Below are 17078 nucleotides of genomic sequence, written 5' to 3' on the forward strand. Positions count from 1 at the left end.
TGTGCTAGAACGTATATAGTCTTGTAACTTAAGAGAAAAATCCAGACATATGGAAACCACGCTCCCCCCTTCTCGCGACCCGGATGCGCCCCTCGAGCCTCAGGTGCCCTCCGCTCCCTCCAGCGAGTACGGTGCCGGAGACATTCAGGTTCTCGAAGGCCTCGAGGCCGTCCGCAAGCGACCCGGGATGTACATCGGGGACACGGACGACGGGACGGGGCTGCACCACCTGGTCTACGAGCTCGTGGACAACTCGATCGACGAGGCGGTGGCGGGCTTCGGCAACCGCATCGACGTGAAGATTCACGCCGACGGGTCGGTCACCGTCGAGGACGATGGACGCGGCATCCCGGTCGGCATCCACCCCGACAAGGGCATCTCGGCCGCGGAGGTGATCATGACGGTGCTGCACGCCGGCGGGAAGTTCGGCGGCGGGCAGTACAAGGTGTCGGCGGGGCTGCACGGCGTCGGGGCCTCGGTGGTGAACGCGCTGTCCGAGGAGCTGAACCTCGAGATTCGTCGCGAGGGGGGCATCTATCAACAGCGCTATCACCGAGGGGACGCCGAGGCGCCCCTGGCATGCGTCGGAGAATCGAACGCCACGGGCACCAAGATTCGCTTCAAGCCCGACCCGACCATCTTCGCCACCGTCGAGTTCTCCTTCGACGTGCTATCGCATCGCCTGCGCGACCTGGCCTTCCTGAATCGAGGCGTGGTCATCACCCTGGCCGACGAACGCGACGGCCGGCAGCAGGACTTCACCGCCGAAGGGGGGCTCGCGGCGTTCGTCGAGTACGTGAACCGCAACAAGGTGCCGGTGCACCCCGACGTGGTGCACATCCTCGACGAGCGGGACGAGATCAAGATCGAGATCGCCGTGCAGTGGAACGATTCGTATCAGGAGCTCGTCTACTGCTTCACGAACAACATCCCGAATCGTGACGGCGGCACCCACCTGACGGGCTTTCGCGCCGCGCTGACCCGCACGGTGAACAACTACATCGCTTCGTCGAAGCAGACGAAGGACATGAAGACCAGCCTCGGCGGCGACGACCTGCGCGAGGGGATGACGGCGATCATCAGCGTCCGGCACCCCGACCCGAAGTTCAACAGCCAGGTGAAGGAGAAGCTGGTCTCGAGCGAGGTGAAGGGGGTCGTCGAGGCGGTCGTAAACGAGCGGCTGGGGAACTACCTCGAGGAGCATCCGCGGCAGGCGCGGGCGATCATCGACAAGGCGATCATGGCCGCGCGGGCGCGCGAGGCGGCGCGCAAGGCGCGAGAGCTCGTGCAGCGCAAGGGGGCGCTCGACGCGAACTCGCTGCCTGGCAAGCTGGCCGACTGCCAGGAGCGCGACCCGGCGCTCGCCGAGATCTTCATCGTCGAGGGAGATTCCGCGGGTGGCTCGGCCAAGCAGGGGCGCGACCGACGGCATCAGGCCATCCTGCCGCTGCGAGGCAAGATCCTGAACGTCGAGAAGGCGCGCTTCGACAAGGTGCTCTCGTCGCAGGAGATAGCGACCCTCATCACCGCGCTCGGCTGCGGCGTCGGCGAGGACCACTTCGACATCAGCAAGCTGCGCTACCACAGCATCGTGCTGATGACGGACGCGGACGTGGACGGGTCGCACATTCGCACGCTGCTGCTCACGCTCTTCTACCGGCAGATGCCCGAGGTGGTGGCGCGGGGACACCTGTTCATCGCGCAGCCGCCGCTCTACAAGGTCAAGCGCGGCAAGAGGGAGCTCTACCTGAAGAACGAGCAAGCGCTCGACGACTTCGTGATCGACGCCGCGCTCGACGAGGGAAAGCTCGTGGACCGGGAGGGGCGGACGATCGAGGGGGCGCTACTGAAGGAGCTCGCGCACAAGTCGCTTCGCTTCCGGCGCGTCTTCCAGAAGCTCGCACGCAAGGGCGACGCGCGCGTCGTGCAGGCCATGGTGGCGCAGCCGGGTATCACGGCCGAGACGATGTCCGACGAGCAGAGGCTCGCCGAGCAGCTCGGTCGCACGGAGCAGTACCTGAAGACCTACTACCCCGAGGTGCTCCCGCTGAAGTTCAGCCTCGAGGACGAGGGGGAGGGGAGCAACCTGCGCGTGGTCTGCGAGACGCGCGTGAACGGCGTGCCGGTCTTCACGGTGATCGATCGTGCGTTTCTCGCGGCGCCGGAGATGGCGGAGCTGCGGGCGCTGCGGCAGGCCTTCGACGCGACGGGGCTCACCTCGCCGTGCACGCTGGCGGGCCCGGACGTCGAGGAGCCGGTCCCCCTGCTCGAACGCTTCGTGGACGGGGTGGACAAGGTGGGGCGCAAGGGGCTGCAGATTCAACGCTACAAGGGTCTCGGCGAGATGAACCCCGAGCAGCTCTGGGAGACCACGATGAACCCGGAGACGCGCACGTTGCTGCAGGTGCGCGTGGACGACACGGTGGAGGCGGACGGCATCTTCACCGTGCTCATGGGGGACCAGGTCGAGCCGCGGCGGGACTTCATCTCGTCGAACGCGCTCAACGTGCGGAACCTGGACGTGTAGTCGCGCGTCTCATGCCCCGGCCGGGGCTGCGCGGAGCGGGGAAGTTGTGCCCCGCGACGGATGTGCTCTAATGTCGGATAGACCTCCGGCAGAGGGCATGTCTCGATGAGCAAAAAAGAAATTGAAATCCACTGTCTGGTACCGCGGCGGGCGAGTGCGGGCGGGGTGGAATACGCCGTGGAGTCCCGCGTGGTGCGGCTTCCGCTGGCGCGGGAAGACCGGCGCGAGTTTCGTCGCCGCGTCGAGAGGCCCGGGGACGGGACCTGAAGTGCGCGGGAGAAGGCGCGCGAACGCACGTCTCCCGTGACGTGGACGAGCGGTGCTCGCCCTACGCAGGTGCCCCTCGATCCGTCTCGGCCGGGGGCCATATGCAGCTTGCCCGAAGAGCTAGCGTTTCCTCGCGCTGCAGCCAGCGGCGAGGACGCAGGGCGAGGCTACTTGGCCCGATAAACGATTCGGCCTCGCGTCGGATCATAGGGAGAGACGGCCACGGTCACCTGGTCCCCGAGCACGATGCGGATGCGAAACTTCCGCATTTTGCCCGAAAGGTGCGCGAGCACGGTGTGCCCGTCGGCTATCTCAACGCGGAAAAGGCCGCCTGCCAACACCTCGGCGACCGTTCCCTCGAATTCAATCGCGTCGTCGCGACTCATGCGGCGCGTAGTCTAGGCAGGGTGGTCGCGGGCGTCAAGGAATACGGTGCCCTGCGGGAATCCCCCCAAAGGGTCTAGCTGCCGTCGCGCGACTGAAGGTAGTCGATGAGCGTGGAGACCCCGTAGCCGGTTCCACCTTGCCGAACGTGCCCCCACGCCTTCTCCGCGTTCGACGGGCCCGCGATGTCCACGTGCACCCACGGCAGCGTGCCGACGAACTCCTTCAAGAAGAGACCGGCGGTGAGCGCGCCGCCCCAGCGTTCTCCGGCGTTCTTGAGGTCCGCGATGGGGCTCTTGAGCTGCTCCTTCAGGCGGGAGGGGAGCGGAAGCTGCCAGGCCTCCTCCCCGACGCGACGCGCTGACCCGAGGAACCGCTCCACCATGGCCGTGTCGTTGCCCATCACGCCGGCGCTGTAGGGGCCAAGGGCCACCATGCACGCTCCGGTGAGCGTGGCCAGGTCGATGATTTCGTCCGGGGAGAGCTTCACCGCGTAGGCCAGCGCGTCGGCCAGCGTAAGGCGGCCCTCCGCGTCGGTGTTCACGATCTCGACCGACTTGCCGCCCATGCCGGTCACGACGTCGCCGAGCTTGTAGGCTGAGCCGGAAATCATGTTCTCCGTGGCCGCGACGATGCCATGCACCTCGCTCTTCAGCCCGAGGGAGGGGAGCGCGCCGAGCGTGGCCAGTACGGCGGCTGCTCCGGCCATGTCGGTCTTCATGTCCAACATGCCGGGGCTGGGTTTGAGCGAGAGACCGCCCGAGTCGAAGGTGACACCCTTGCCGACGAGCGCGATGCGACGCTTGGGCTTGTCCTTCCCCTTCGGGCGATAGGTCAGGTGGATGAAGCGGGGCTCTTCGACGCTCCCCTGCGAGACGGCGAGCAGCAGGCGCATGCCGTGCTTCTCGCACTCCTTGGGGCCGAGTATCTTGCACTCGAGGCCCTGCTTGAGCGCGAGCTCGCGCGCAAACTCGCCGAGGGCGCGAGGGGTCATGACCCCCGGTGGCTCGTTCACCAGGTCGCGGGCGGAGCAGACGGCCTGCGCCACGACCTCGGCGCGAGCCAGGCAAACCGGGGAGGGCCCCTTTTCCGCATCCTCCGGGGCCGCGCCGAGGACGAGTCGGACGCTCTCGACCTTGAGCTTGCGGCGTCGGTCCTCGGCCTGGTAGCGGTCGAAGCGGTAGGTTCCGAGGATGGCCCCCTCGGTGAAGTACTCGGCCGCACGTTCCCACGCGCTGCGGTCGAGGGGAGGCAGCATGGCCGCGAGGACCTTGCACCCGCGGTCGTTCGCGGCGTCCACCAGTCGGGCGGCGTACTGGCGGAGGTTCGGCAGGTCGAAATCCTCTCGCTTGCCGAGTCCGAGGAGCAGAAGGCGCGTGGGCTTCACCCGCCCGTGGGTGTGCAGCAGCAGCGACTGATCTTCCTTGCCTTGGAAATCCTCTTCGGCGACGAGCGAGGTGAGCAGCCCGTCGAGGGCGAGGTCGAGCTGGCTGAAGGATTTCAGCTCGCTGAGCTGTCCCTCGAAGATGCCGAAACCCAGCAGGTCGGCGGCCGCATTAAGTGGGTCTTCTGTGTAAAATGAGAATTTCATGGAAGGGGGCGCTCCCGAGCCCCTCGGCAGCGTATGGCGAACTGCGTGGGCGTGTCAAAAGGGGCGAGACCTCGCTGTCTGGAAGCGCCCTGGGTCCGGAGTCCGCCGGGCTCAGGAACGAACGCTCCGGTTAGGCTCCATCGGGCGGGCCTATGACGGACTCGAAAAGGCGCTGAGAAGGCGCCGGAGTACCGGCGAGGGACTCATCCACAGCCGAAGGAGTCCGTAATACTTAATAAGTACAGCGCAATAGGAGCACGAGTCCACAGCTTGGACCCGACATGTGGGTATCTTGGTCCGCAGGTATCCCGATGTGGAGCCCGAAGCGCCCGAACATATTGGTCGAACCAGGATTGCCGGGAATCCAGGCGTCGTCCTCCAAGGGCACGGGCCCGCGGTCGGCCCCCAGGGAGCCGGGAGCTGGGGCCCGCTTGGGGGCCCGCCTTGTCGCGGAAGGCTGTCCGCGCGCGGTAGGGAAGGGGTTTCCTGGCCTGGGAGAGGAACCGAGGGCCACCCACAACCCCTTACTTCGCCTAATTTCTTAGGTATTGGCCAGGATTCCCTTAGTTATCAAAGAATTAACTCTATTGAACAAACAGTAGTAAAATTTAGCATAATTATATCTAATTTAATTGACACTCGTTCATCAGAGGCATATAACTGTACCCAGGTTCACCCATCGGGAGGGTCATTCAAATGGCGACTGCGAAGAAGGCGAAGAAGAAGGCTACGAAGAAGGCGGCCAAGAAGGCCCCCAAGAAGGCCGCGAAGAAGGCCGCGAAGAAGGCGGCCAAGAAGGCTGCCAAGAAGGCCCCTAAGAAGGCTGCCAAGAAGGCCGCCAAGAAGAAGGCCGGCAAGAAGAAGGCTGCCAAGAAGGCGCCCAAGGCGGCTGGCTCAAAGAAGGCCGGTGGAAAGAAAAAGTCTGCTGCTCCGGCAGCGGTACCGACCCCGACCTCGACGTTCACGTTCTAGTTCGATTCGAAGAGATAGCTCGGCAGTGAGGGCGGCCCCGTCATGCGGTGGCCGCCTTTCTTTTTTTCCCGGGGACGAGTAACAGGCTATTCGCTGCGCAGGGTGCCGATCAGGGCCTGGAACCGGATGGCCTCGCGATACATGTCCACCGTGTTAAAGATGCAGAATGCGCGGTGAAACGGGGCCAGGCTCTCGGCCAAGGCCAGGAGCTGGTCCTCCGTCCGCCGGGCGGCGACCTTGACGTAGGCGCAATCGGCGTCGGAGGGGAGCAGGGGCTCGAGGCCGTCCGCGCACGGCACCAGCCGAAGGTCCCGGCAGATGCGCCCCACCTCGCTTGCGGACCAGACTCCGCGCGGGTCCCAGGCGAAGACCAGGCCCTGGCGGTCGGCCTGCTCGAAGAAGCGGGTCATCGCCTGTCGGTTCTGGACCGTGGGGGTGAAGCGCTGGGGCGTCTCGAAGAGGATGGCGGGGGCGCGCAGGGCCCGCGCGCTCTCGAGGAGCAGGGCGTAGGCCTCTCGAACTACCTCGGTGTCCCGGAAGAGGCCTGCCTCGGCGACGCGCTGGGCGAAGGGCCCTGTGACTCTGTTATAGCCTGGGCTTTCCGGCGGATGCGTGATGAGCTGCCACGCCTTGAGGACGAAGGTGAAGTCCTCGGGAGCCTCGCGGCGCCAGCGCCCCAGGGTCTTCAAGGGCGGTGGCATGAAGAAGGTGTCCTGCAGCTCCACGAGCGGGAGATGCCGGAGGTAGTGGCCTCGGTTGGGCCCGAAGCCGCAGCATCCGGCCATCCAGGTCGATGAGTGCTCTGCGCTCGCCATGGGGCGCAGCATAGCCTCCTTGACGACCCGGAGGGAAGCTCGTAGGTTCTCCGCAGGAACCGCACGAAGACCGCGCAAATCGGGTCCTTCCGTGCCGATCGAAGGGGATGGCCGGCACGTCCCCTCCTGCGACTGGGCGATGGTGGTGCCACGGGCCCGGTCGCGACCCATCCCGAGGAGTCATCCATGAAAATCTTCATCGACACGGCCGACATCCGAGAGATTCGCGAGGCGAACGCGCTCGGCGTGCTCGACGGCGTGACCACGAACCCCTCGCTGGTGGCCAAGACCGGCAAGCCCTTTCGGCAGGTGCTCGAGGAGATTTGCGAGGTGGTCAAGGGGCCGGTGAGCGCGGAGGTGATCAGCACCGACTGCGACGGGATGCTCAAGGAGGCCCGCGAGCTGGTGAAGGTGGCGCCGAACATCGTGGTCAAGGTGCCGCTCATCACCGAGGGTCTCAAGGCCACGCGGGTCATGGCGCAGGAGGGGATTCACACCAACGTCACCCTCTGCTTCAGCCCGTCGCAGGCCTGGCTGGCGGCCAAGGCGGGGGCGACCTACGTGAGTCCCTTCGTCGGGCGCGTCGACGACATCAGCGGCGACGGCATGCAGCTCGTCGAGCAGATCTTGGCCATCTACCAAAACTACGACTACGAGACGGAAGTCATCGTGGCGTCGGTGCGCAACCCGACGCACGTGGTGCAGGCGGCCCAGATGGGGGCGCACATCGCGACGCTGCCGTTCGGCGTCATCCAGCAGCTCGCGAAGCATCCCCTGACGGACCTCGGGTTGCAGCGCTTCCTCGAGGACTGGAAGAAGGTCCCGCAGTAGAGCAGAGAGAGGGGCGGACGCGGCAAGATGTCCGGCGAGGGCGCGGAGCACGGGAAGAAGACTCTACGCGACGAGAGGTGCACGCAGCTCCTCGAGGCCGCACGCCGCGTCTTTGCGCAGAAGGGCTACCACGCGGCGACGGTGGACGACGTCACGCGCGCCGCGGGAGTCGCCAAGGGGACCTTCTACCTCTACTTCGGCGAGAAGCGCGCCGCCTTCTACGAGCTGATCCGGCAGTTCTTCGAGCTCGTGACCGACGTCGGGCGGTCGGTCTCGCGCGACGTCGCGACCAAGAGCGAGTACTTCGCGCGGGTCGAGCAGGCGGCGAGCTCGCTGGCCAAGCTCTTTCGCGAGAACCGGGACCTCGTGCGGCTGGTTTACCGCGAGTCCATGGGCATGGACGATCAGCTCGAGGCGATGGTGCGCGACTTCTACCGGCGCATGGCCGCGGTCGAGGCGGATAACGTGCGTCTCGGCATCGAGCTCGGCCTGTTGCGCGACGACCTCAATCCCTTGCTCGTCGCGTACGCGCATATCGGCATCGTGGAGCGCGTGCTGCTGCAGTCGATCTTCGACCGCAGCTTCCCCGAGATCTCCGACCTCGTGCACCAGCTCATCACCCTCTCGTACGACGGGGTCCGTCGGCGGGAGGGGGAGCAGCTGGCACCGAGGGAGCGGGACGCCGTGGCGCGCTGAGCAGCGCGTAGGAGGACTCGCGCTTCGCCAGCAAAGTCGCCGGGTCGTCAAAGGGCCGACATTGGTGCCGGATTCTCTCGCGGTCAGGTCGATTGACCTTGGGACAGCGACGTCCTGGCCCCGGCGGATCACGCCGCGCGCATCGCCGCCGCTCGCCGAAGACGTGGATCTTCAAGCATGGGCGCAGCTGGCACGGGCGCTGCAAAACCTCGCCCTCGGCGGTTCTCGCCGAGGGAGGAAAGCGCATGGAAAGGCTCGTGCGTGGGCGAGGAATGAGGTTGGCGTTGCTGCTGGTGTTAGGCGGCTGCCCGGGAGCGGTCGACCCGAGTGCCCCTGGGCCCGAGCCGGGGAGCAGCGCGGGGCCGAGCGAGGGACCCGCGGGTCCCGACGCCCCGGGGGCGGGCTCAGCGGGACCGCTCAAGTGGGGCGGTACCTATCGGCTGCAGAGCACGTTCTCGCTGGACGGGGCGATCGGCGGTGGAGCGCTCGGCGAGGTCTTCAACGTGCTGCAGAACCTGGGTGCGGACGACGGCTCGCTGGCCAAGGTGCTGGTGGACGCGGTGGTCGGTCGCTTGCCGAGCGCGGTCGGCGCGGTCGCCTCGCTCGCCAAGCCGCTGCTAGTGGAGGCGCTCAAGGGCTGGCTGACGAAGAACGCCCCGGGCCTCTCGGGGACGCTCGAACGCATGGGGCAGGATTTCCGCGCGCTCGTGCGGCGCTTCGAGCTGGTCTCGGCGCTCATCCCCGACGGGGAGTCGGGCGGACCGGACCCCACCACCGCGAAGCACCGCGTGCAGAGCCTGGTGTGGACGCTCGACGGGCAGCGCGTCGAACGCGCGCTGGCGAGCGGGGGTAAGCCCGAGCCCGAGGCGCAAGGGGTGCCGGTGAGTCGGGAGAGCAGCGACCTCCTCGTCTTGGGGGAGCATCGGCTGTCGCTGAGGCTCGGTCCGTTTCTGCTCGAGGCGCTGAACCAGCTCGTCATTCCACGCCTGCGCGAGGGGGCGAAGAGTGTCGGGGACCTTTTGCGTGCGCAGATCGATTGCGCCTCGCTCGGGGCGGAGCTCGCGCGACGTGCCGGGGTGGGAGGCGAGGGCGTATGGACGACCGCGTGCACGCTCGGCCTGTCGGCGGCGGCGTCGCAGCTCGAAAGCCGCATCGCCGGCGTGGACGGCCAGGGGACGGCGCTCGAGCTCTCCGGCCGCGCGCGGCTGCGCGACGGGAACCAGGACGGGGAAGGGGAGCGGCTGGACGAGGGCGTGTGGGCCGGGAAGTGGACCTTCGCGCGCACGACGTCCCCTATCGAGGGGGACAAGAACGTCTTCACCGGTCAGCGCGTTCCGTGAAGGAGCCCTCGTCGCGGCGCGCTACCGGCGGCGGCCCCACGTCACGGCATACTCCGGAGTTCCGCCCGGACTGACGCGCACCGCGCCCGCCGTGCGGACGCGCCGGAAGAGGCCGAAGAGGCCCGGCGGACGGTTGACGGTCGAGAAGCGGTGCTGGATCGCGCCGTCGGGCTCGACGGAGTAGCCCTCGACCTTCACCTGGAGCGCCTCGGGGATGAAGCGGAGGCCTTGAAGCCCGAGCCCTGACGCTACCTGCGCGCGGTAGGCCTGTTCGGCGGCAGCCTGGGTGATCGCGACGCGCGAGGTGCTGTCGCGATGCGCGGCGAGGAGCTGTCGGGCCCTCTCGTTGAACGACGTGATGCTCGTCGTGGCCGTGACCTTTCCACCGGTGGCGTGCAGTCCGTGGGCCGTCACCTCGACGCGGCCGGACACCACGGCGCCGTCGACGGAGGCGCTCCAGGTCACGCTCCCGTTCGAGGCTTCCGTGTACCAGAAGGAGGGAAGCCCGCCGCTCGTGAGGCGAACGTCCGTCGTGCGCGCGTTCAGACCCGCCGCGCGGAGGTCGGCCACGATCGCGGCGATGACCTCGTTATGGGGCTGCGCCTTGAAATCGGCTCCGCGCGCGACTTGAGGGAGCAGCGCGAGGCAGGCCGCTGCCAGTACAAAGCGTCGTGTCATGGGCCGGCACCTCCGGTGCGTGGCGCTGCAACGCTCGTGCCCCTGGAAAGAGCCGTCATTCTCGCGGCTCCGGGGGGCTACGGGGGCTTCCGTGACCCGGCGGGGCGCCCGCACGCGCGAGGTTGCCGCGGGGAGGGCTGCGAGGACCCGCGGAGGCGGACGGCAGGCCGGAACCGGCGCGGCTGTGGCGAGCAGGCAACCACGAACCGAGACGCAGCTCGGTCGCCACGCACGACGCGTCGAGCGGAGGAGGAGGGATTCGAACCCCCGGACCCGTGCGGGTCAGCGGTTTTCAAGACCGCCGCCTTAAACCACTCGGCCACTCCTCCAGGGGGAGAGCGGCGCGGCCGCGACGCGATGTCGCGCAGCGCCTCGGCTATCCCTCTCCGAGATAATCCAGGTGGCGGGCGACGTCAATCGGCGCTGCAGATGCGGTCGCGTCCGGTCCGTTTGGCCTCGTAGAGGGCGTAGCAGGTGACGCTCGGGTCAACCGAGGAGGTCCGGCGACAGCTCGTGCCACGATGGGACGAGGTCCGGGCTGAAGCCCCGCCGCACGGCGAACGCGGCGAGGTGCGCGCCGGTCAGGTCGCGCTGGCCGAACTGCCACTCCTCGGGCGCGTCGGGGACGGCGGGAGAGAATGCGATGCTCGGGGCGTGGCTTTCGCGAAACGCATACGAGAAGCCGTCGAGCGGCAGGGCTAGGCCGAGGCCCCGCGCCTTGATGTAGGCCTCCTTCAGCGTCCAGAGCTCGAAGAAGCGGCGGCGATGGGCGCTCGCGGGAAGGGCCAGAAGCTCCGCGTTCTCGACGGGGGAAAAGACGTCGGCGGCGAGCTCGACGGTCTGCCCGGGGCGGCCGGTGTGCTCCACGTCCACGCCTAGGTCGCGATCGAGGGTTACGCCGAGCAGCACCAGTCCGTCCGTGTGACTCAGGTTGAAGCGCAGCGGGAGGCCGGGGTCGGGGGAGGCGATCGCCGGGCGACCGTACGCGTTGGCCGAGAAGGTCCAGGCCTCGGGCGGAACGCCTGGTGCGTAGCGCGAGAGGATCGAGCGCACGAGGACGCGGGTCACGAGGAAGGTGTGTCGGAGGTGCTCGAAGGCGAAGCGCGCGCGACGCTCCTCCTCCTCGGGCGAGAGGAGGGCGGCGTAGCGGGAGAGCAGGAGCGGGTCGTCGGTCGCGGGGAGACGCACGAACCAGAGGTGAACCGCGTCGGGGGCGAGCGCTAGAGGGGGATTCACGGACGCGACTCAGTAGAGTCGCAGCCGGCCGCGTGCCGGTGCGGCGTCCGACGGGAAGATCGGACGGAGGTAGCTGGCGAGGCTCTTTCCTTGCTGCCACTGACGGGGATAGCCGAGGGAGACCTCCTCGAAGCGGACGTCGTCGCGCCAGTCGGTGGTGCGCACGTGCAGGTGGCCGCTCACCACGACCTCGACGTTGTAGCGGCGGTGCCAGTCCTCGGTCCGGCGGGTGCCGCACCAGATGATGAAGCGCGGGATGGCGATCTGCACCAGGTCGCGGCGGAGCGGAAAGTGGTTGATGAGGACCAGCGGCTCCTCGCGCGGGACGGCGTCGAGGCGCGCTTCGGCCCGGCGGCAAAGGAGCTCGCACCACGCGGCGCGCGAGGCGTGCGGTTCGGGAGAGAGGTAGTACTCGTCGGTGCAGAGGGTCTCGGCCTCGAGGGCCCAGGGGACCGCCTCCTCGAGCGGGAGGTGCTCGGGGCGGAAGCTGTAGTCGTAGAGCAGAAAGAGCGGGGCGAGGCGATAGACGCGCCCGTCGTGGGGGAAGGCGGGGTAGTCGTCCTCGGGGGTCAGCACGCCGTAGCGCCGCGAGAGCGCCACGAGCTCGAGGTACTTCTCTTCGCCGCGAAGCTCCCGCGCGCCGTTCGAGGCAGTCCAGAGCTCGTGATTGCCGGGGGCCCAGACGACGCGGGCGAAGCGCTCGGCGAGCACCTGCCAGGCGAGCTCGAGGTCGGCGAGCCGGTGTCCGACGTCCCCCGCCACGATCAACCAGTCGTCGCGGTGCGGGGGAAGCTCGACGAGAGCCCGGCGGTTCTCTTCGTAGTGCAGGTGCAGGTCGCTGATGGCGAAGAGACGCATGGCTTCGTCGCTTCCGAGCCTAGCACGGCCGAGCGCGGGCCGGACCGGCGGCGAGGAGACCGGCGGCGAGGCGGGCGGCTGGCGCGACTCGACTCGACTGGGCGCGTATCGCGGTGCGCGCTCCGAGCGACGAAGCTTGATAGTATGGACTCGGCATCGAGGGACCCGATGGACTTCCGCTTCACCGCCACGCAGGAAGAGCTCTACGAACGCGTCCTGACCTTCGCCCGGCGCGAGCTGAACGAGGGGCTCGCCGAGCGCGAACGGGCGCGCGTCTTTCCGCGGGCGGCGTGGCTCCGCGCCGGGGAGCTGGGGCTGGCGGGGCTGTGCATCCCCGAGGCGTACGGGGGGATGGGGCTCGACGCTCTCTCGTCGGCCCGACTCGTCGAGGCGCTCGGCAAAGGGTGCGAGGACGGGGGGCTCGTCTTCGGCCTCGCGGCGCACCTCTTCGCCTGCGCCGAGCCGATCTGCCGCTACGCGCAGGAGGACCTCCGTCGTCGCGTCGTGCCCGGCCTGGCCTCGGGGCGCCTCATCGGGGCCAACGCCGCGACCGAGGCGGAGGCGGGCTCGGACATCCACGCCATCGCCTGCCGCGCCGAGCGGGTCGGCGACGACTACGTGCTCACCGGCGAGAAGAGCTACGTGACGAACGGTCCGGTGGCGGACGTCTTTCTGGTCTACGCCTCGACGAACCCGCGCCACGGCTACCTGGGGCTGTCGGCCTTCGTCGTCGAACGCGGCGCCGAGGGGCTCGAGGTGGGGCGGCCCTTCGATACGCTGGGGCTCGTCTCGGCGCCCCTCGGACCGGTCTACCTGCGCGAGTGCCGCGTCCCCGCCGCGCAGCGCCTGGGCGAGGAGGGGCAGGGGAGCGTGATCTTCGCCGGCTCGATGCGCTGGGAGCGGGCCTGCCTCTTCGCGGGGTACGTCGGGATGCTCGAGCGGCAGCTCGAGAGCACCACGCGCTACGCGCAGGAGCGCACGCAGCGCGGCAAGCCGATCGGCGCGCATCAGGCGATCGCCCACCGGCTGGTCGAGATGAAGGTGCGGCTCGAGGCGGCGCGGCTCCTGCTCTACCGGGCCTGCTGGCTCATCGACCAGGGGGAGGACGCGACCGAGGCGGTGGCGATGGCCAAGCTGGCGGTCAGCGAGGCCGCCGTGCAGTCGAGCCTCGACGCCGTGCAGGTCCACGGGGCGAGCGGGGTGATCCGCGACGTCGGGGTGGAGCGCATGCTTCGCGACGCGCTCCCGAGCACCATCGTCTCGGGGACCTCCGAGATCCAGCGCAACATCATCGCCAGCCTGATGGGATTGTGAGCATGCACGAGACGCAGATTCTGGCCGGCCTGAAGGCCTTCATCGTGAAGGAGATGCTCGAGGGAAACGACGAGGGCCTCGAGGCGGAGACGCCGCTCATCGAGCTGGGGCTCATCAACTCCATCTCGCTCATGCGGCTGCGGGCCTACGTGCAGAGGGAGTTCACGGTCAAGATCCCCGAGGAGGCGCTGACGGTCTCGAACCTGGCGAGCCTCGCGGCGCTGACCCGCCTGGTGTGTCAGCTCTCCGCGCGGAAGGGGTGAGAGCTCGCGGCCCTCAGCCCTTGGCGCCGCTCGGGGCGAGCTGCGCGGCGCGGTGCTCGGCCATCTGAGCCCGCACGTCCCGACGGACCTCGTCTGGGCCCCCGCGCTCCTCGACCCACCGCGCGACCTGTCCCCGGTCGAAGCGCCAGACCCCCTCCACCAGCCATCCGGCGAGCTGCCGCGTGCTCATGAGCCAGAAGAGCTCGGTCGGGATAACGCCCAGGTCGGCGCACGTCTCCTCGACGGAGACCAGCCGCGCGAGCTTCTCGGCCCGCGCCTGGGGCACGAGGCGCAGCTCCTGCCAGTCCGCCTGCGCGAGCAAGGCCTCGCGCTGGTCGGCGGAGAGCTCGCTCCAGAGGGTCGCGCGGGCGAGGAGAACCCGGCGGGTCGTCTCCGACAGCGCGCTCCAGCTCGTCCAGCTCGGGGTCTCTGACTCGCTCATCTCACGCACCTCCTGTGCGGGGCCGATCCTAGCCGTGCACGCGGTAGATCGGGAAGAGCCCGAGCTGGCCCTCGGCGTAGCGGTCCGCGAGCTCGGGGATCTCGTCGAAGGAGAAGATGCGCTCGTCGGGCAGGGGGAGCCAGCCGGTGCGTTCGGCGTAGGTCACGGCCTCGCGCGCTTCGCTCCCCCGGGTGCCGTGCGTGTGGATGTACTGGTGCCGCTTGATGCAGCTCGTGGGGCGCTGATAGGAGATCATGCGTCCCTCCTTCCACCCCGCGGTGGTGAGCACGCCTTCGCGCGCGAGGGCCTTCGAGGCCGCGCGGAAGGTGGGCGAGCCGATGTAGTCGACGAAGACGTGGACCCCTTGGCCTTCGGTGCGCCCGCGGACCTCGGCGAGGAAGGCGGCCTCGGCGGCGACGTACGCGCGGCGGAAGTCCGCGTCGGCCGCGAAGCGCTCGTCGTCGAAGGAGAGGTCTCCGAGAGCGGATCGATCGAGGGGCGTGACCCCCTTGGCCTCGATCGTGCGCCGGCGGGCGGTGTTTCCGGAGAGCATGACCGTCTGGCACCCCACGTGCCGCGCGAGCTCGAGCTCGGCCAGGGTGGTGCCGCCGCCGAAGCCCCAGACGTGCGGGGCGGGGAGCTCCTCGGCCGAGATCTGCGCGCGGAGGACGGCGTGGGCCAGCTTCCAGTTGGACCAGGCGGCGCCGTATTTCACGCTGAAGGCGGCCCAGCGCGCGAGCGCGTGGCGCGTGTCGCCGGGGAGCGTGCAGAGCTCGTGCGCCTTGCATTTGAGGCGCGTGGCGAGGCAGCCGAGCGAGCCCGGCGCGTCGTAGCCCCACATCAGCTCGGGGTAGCCGAAGGGGTCGAGCGCCGTGGCCGGCCAGAGGACCGCGAGCTGCCCCGGCTCGGCGGTCGTGACCGCGCGGCCCACCTCGAGGACGCGCACTACGCCGCTGTTGCCGAGCACGACCCGTTCCTCGCGGCGGTGGCGACAGATGTCCACCGGGCTGCGCGAGAGGGCGTGGTCCATGTTGGCTTCCCACCCGCCGAAGAGCGGTTCGAGCAGGACCTCGTCGGGCTCCACGTCGCCGAAGGTGAAGGCCTCGCGCACGAGGCGGGCGCGCCCCCCCGGCTGGCCGGGAGCGGCGGCGTGGATGAACCAGGCTTCGGCGTGGATGCTCATCGCTCCTCTCGGGGGGGGCGGCGCAGGCGTTTCGGGGGGCGCGGGGACAGGCCCTTCCGATGGGGCAACGCTAGCACGGGTCAGGTTGCGACGGGAGCTTCCGCCGCCCGGTGAGGTTGGGGGAGAATGCACCGCATGGCCGCGACGCTCGATCAGTTGCTCTCCGCCCACGCCAGCCGGGATCCGCGGGCGCTCGCCGTGCGGGCCCCCGATGGAGCGCTCGACTATGGTGAGCTGGACGAGCTGGCGACGCGGCTCGGGCACGCCCTGCTCGACCTCGGCGGGCGCCCGGGGGACCGCGTGGCGCTCTGGCTCGAGAAGTCCACGCACGCGGTCGTCGCCATGCAGGCGGCGCTGAAGGCGGGCCTGGCCTACGTGCCGATCGACCCCCTCTCCCCGCCGGCGCGGGCGCGCCAGATCCTCGAGGACTGCCACGCGCGGCTGCTCGTGACGCGAAGCGTGGAGGAAGGGGCGAAGGTGACCGAAGGGCTCGCGGTGCGCCGCGTCGCCGTCGAGCCCGGGGGGTGTGACCTCTCGTGGGGCGAGCTCGCGCGCTATTCGACCGCGCCGCTCGTCCCCGCGCGCGGTCCCGACGCGCTGGCGTACGTGCTCTACACCTCCGGGTCCACGGGCCGCCCGAAAGGGGTCTGCATCAGCCACGAGAACGCGCTCGCCTTCGTGCGGTGGGCGGTGGAGGAGCTCGACCTCTCTGCCGCCGACCGGCTGGCGAACCACGCGCCACTGCATTTCGACCTCTCGGTGCTCGACCTCTACGGCGCCTTCCACGCCGGTGCGGCGGTGACGCTGGTGCCGAGCCTCGCGGCCTTCAGCCCGCGTGCGTTGGTGGAGTTCGTCGCGCGGGAGGTGCCCACGATCTGGTACTCCGTCCCGTCGGCGCTCATGTTGATGATGGACCAAGGGGGGCTGCTCGACGACCCCGTGCCGTCGCTGCGGGCGGTCTGCTTCGCGGGGGAGCCCTTCCCCGTGCCGCACCTGCGTCGCCTGATGCAGCACCTGCCGGGCGTGCGGATGCTGAACCTCTACGGCCCGACGGAGACGAACGTCTGCACCTTTCACGAGGTGCGCGAGCCGCCGGGGGCGGAGGTCTCGTCCATCCCGATCGGCCGGGCCTGCTCGGGCGACCGGGTCTGGGCCCGCCGCGAGGACGGCCAGCCCGCCGGAGCCGGAGAGGAGGGCGAGCTCGTGGTCGAGGGGCCGACGGTGATGCTCGGCTATTACGGCCAGGCGCCGCACGAGGGCCGCGCGTACGCCACGGGAGACCTGGTGCGCGCCGACGGCGACGGCGGCTTCACCTTCGTCGGGCGCAAGGACTACCTGGTCAAGGTGCGCGGCTACCGGGTGGAGCTCGGCGAGATCGAAGCCGTGCTGCACGACCACGCGGCGGTGCGCGAGGCGGCGGTGGTCGTCCTGGGGAGCGGGCTCGAGGCGCAGCTCGTGGCCTTCGTCGTCGCGGCGGACGACCGGCGGCCCGGCCTGCTCGAGCTCAAGAAGCACCTGGCGGGGAGGCTGCCCCGCTACATGATCGTGGACCGGGTGCGTCACCTCGCTGCCCTGCCGAGGACCGGTAACGGCAAAGTGGACCGGCGGGCGCTCGTCGATGCCGCGCGAGCCGATGCTATACTGACCCCCGAGCCGCCATGAACGCCGACGAGCGACGCAG

Annotated in this window: 16 protein-coding genes and 1 tRNA gene; 8 read left to right on the forward strand and 9 right to left on the reverse strand. The window is 69.1% G+C overall.

All coding sequences use genetic code 11. The annotated features are described in order from the left end of the window. Nucleotides 1-49: 49 nt before the first annotated feature. On the forward strand, nucleotides 50-2527 hold the full coding sequence (gyrB, locus tag IT371_22805; GenBank protein ID MCC6750513.1) for a DNA topoisomerase (ATP-hydrolyzing) subunit B: 2478 nt from the start codon (nucleotides 50-52) through the stop codon (nucleotides 2525-2527). Nucleotides 2528-2961: 434 nt separating this feature from the next. Here gyrB and infA read toward each other — a convergent pair whose 3' ends face one another. After that, complete coding sequence (gene infA / locus IT371_22810; protein ID MCC6750514.1) at nucleotides 2962-3180, reverse strand: translation initiation factor IF-1; 219 nt, start codon at nucleotides 3178-3180, stop codon at nucleotides 2962-2964. Between the two features lie 74 nt (nucleotides 3181-3254). Next, nucleotides 3255-4769 carry a leucyl aminopeptidase gene (locus tag IT371_22815; protein ID MCC6750515.1) on the reverse strand — a complete coding sequence of 505 codons (1515 nt, stop codon included), beginning with the start codon at nucleotides 4767-4769 and terminating at the stop codon, nucleotides 3255-3257. A 696-nt stretch (nucleotides 4770-5465) separates the two neighbouring features. Between IT371_22815 and IT371_22820 the strand changes: the two genes are divergently transcribed. Then, nucleotides 5466-5741 carry a hypothetical protein gene (locus tag IT371_22820; protein ID MCC6750516.1) on the forward strand — a complete coding sequence of 92 codons (276 nt, stop codon included), beginning with the start codon at nucleotides 5466-5468 and terminating at the stop codon, nucleotides 5739-5741. 86 nt (nucleotides 5742-5827) lie between these two features. Here the strand turns inward: IT371_22820 and IT371_22825 are convergent, their stop codons facing one another. Continuing rightward, nucleotides 5828-6568 carry a DUF72 domain-containing protein gene (locus IT371_22825; GenBank protein ID MCC6750517.1) on the reverse strand — a complete coding sequence of 247 codons (741 nt, stop codon included), beginning with the start codon at nucleotides 6566-6568 and terminating at the stop codon, nucleotides 5828-5830. A gap of 174 nt (nucleotides 6569-6742) precedes the next feature. Here IT371_22825 and fsa point away from each other — a divergent pair, with 174 nt between their 5' ends. From fsa to IT371_22840, 3 genes are all read left to right on the forward strand, one after another. Then, nucleotides 6743-7387 carry a fructose-6-phosphate aldolase gene (gene fsa / locus IT371_22830; protein ID MCC6750518.1) on the forward strand — a complete coding sequence of 215 codons (645 nt, stop codon included), beginning with the start codon at nucleotides 6743-6745 and terminating at the stop codon, nucleotides 7385-7387. Between the two features lie 27 nt (nucleotides 7388-7414). Next, nucleotides 7415-8083 (forward strand): TetR/AcrR family transcriptional regulator, encoded by a 669-nt coding sequence (locus IT371_22835; GenBank protein ID MCC6750519.1) that lies wholly within the window; start codon nucleotides 7415-7417, stop codon nucleotides 8081-8083. Nucleotides 8084-8367: 284 nt separating this feature from the next. Next, the gene (locus IT371_22840; protein MCC6750520.1) at nucleotides 8368-9423 is read left to right on the forward strand and encodes a hypothetical protein; all 1056 of its coding nucleotides are present in this window, start codon (nucleotides 8368-8370) and stop codon (nucleotides 9421-9423) included. Between the two features lie 21 nt (nucleotides 9424-9444). On the opposite strand, the gene IT371_22845 is transcribed toward IT371_22840, so the two are convergent. The 4 genes from IT371_22845 to IT371_22860 form a co-directional block, all read right to left on the reverse strand. Continuing rightward, on the reverse strand, nucleotides 9445-10101 hold the full coding sequence (locus IT371_22845; protein ID MCC6750521.1) for a hypothetical protein: 657 nt from the start codon (nucleotides 10099-10101) through the stop codon (nucleotides 9445-9447). Nucleotides 10102-10345: 244 nt separating this feature from the next. Then, nucleotides 10346-10430, reverse strand: a tRNA-Ser gene (locus IT371_22850). Nucleotides 10431-10587: 157 nt separating this feature from the next. Continuing rightward, the gene (locus IT371_22855; protein ID MCC6750522.1) at nucleotides 10588-11337 is read right to left on the reverse strand and encodes a 4'-phosphopantetheinyl transferase superfamily protein; all 750 of its coding nucleotides are present in this window, start codon (nucleotides 11335-11337) and stop codon (nucleotides 10588-10590) included. Nucleotides 11338-11346: 9 nt separating this feature from the next. Continuing rightward, nucleotides 11347-12195 (reverse strand): metallophosphoesterase, encoded by an 849-nt coding sequence (locus IT371_22860; GenBank protein ID MCC6750523.1) that lies wholly within the window; start codon nucleotides 12193-12195, stop codon nucleotides 11347-11349. A gap of 168 nt (nucleotides 12196-12363) precedes the next feature. Here IT371_22860 and IT371_22865 point away from each other — a divergent pair, with 168 nt between their 5' ends. Then, nucleotides 12364-13509 (forward strand): acyl-CoA dehydrogenase family protein, encoded by a 1146-nt coding sequence (locus tag IT371_22865; protein ID MCC6750524.1) that lies wholly within the window; start codon nucleotides 12364-12366, stop codon nucleotides 13507-13509. A 2-nt stretch (nucleotides 13510-13511) separates the two neighbouring features. After that, the gene (locus IT371_22870) at nucleotides 13512-13772 is read left to right on the forward strand and encodes an acyl carrier protein (GenBank protein MCC6750525.1); all 261 of its coding nucleotides are present in this window, start codon (nucleotides 13512-13514) and stop codon (nucleotides 13770-13772) included. A gap of 13 nt (nucleotides 13773-13785) precedes the next feature. On the opposite strand, the gene IT371_22875 is transcribed toward IT371_22870, so the two are convergent. Both IT371_22875 and IT371_22880 read right to left on the reverse strand, forming a co-directional pair. Next, a complete protein-coding gene (locus IT371_22875; protein ID MCC6750526.1) occupies nucleotides 13786-14214 on the reverse strand; it encodes a hypothetical protein in 429 nt (142 codons plus the stop codon). A gap of 28 nt (nucleotides 14215-14242) precedes the next feature. Continuing rightward, nucleotides 14243-15397: a zinc-binding dehydrogenase gene (locus IT371_22880; protein ID MCC6750527.1), complete on the reverse strand. Its 1155-nt coding sequence runs from the start codon at nucleotides 15395-15397 to the stop codon at nucleotides 14243-14245. 135 nt (nucleotides 15398-15532) lie between these two features. Here IT371_22880 and IT371_22885 point away from each other — a divergent pair, with 135 nt between their 5' ends. Further along, on the forward strand, nucleotides 15533-17059 hold the full coding sequence (locus IT371_22885) for an amino acid adenylation domain-containing protein (GenBank protein ID MCC6750528.1): 1527 nt from the start codon (nucleotides 15533-15535) through the stop codon (nucleotides 17057-17059). Nucleotides 17060-17078 lie beyond the last annotated feature (19 nt).

This window comes from Deltaproteobacteria bacterium (assembly GCA_020848905.1).
In the GTDB taxonomy this organism is placed as follows: domain Bacteria; phylum Myxococcota_A; class Polyangia.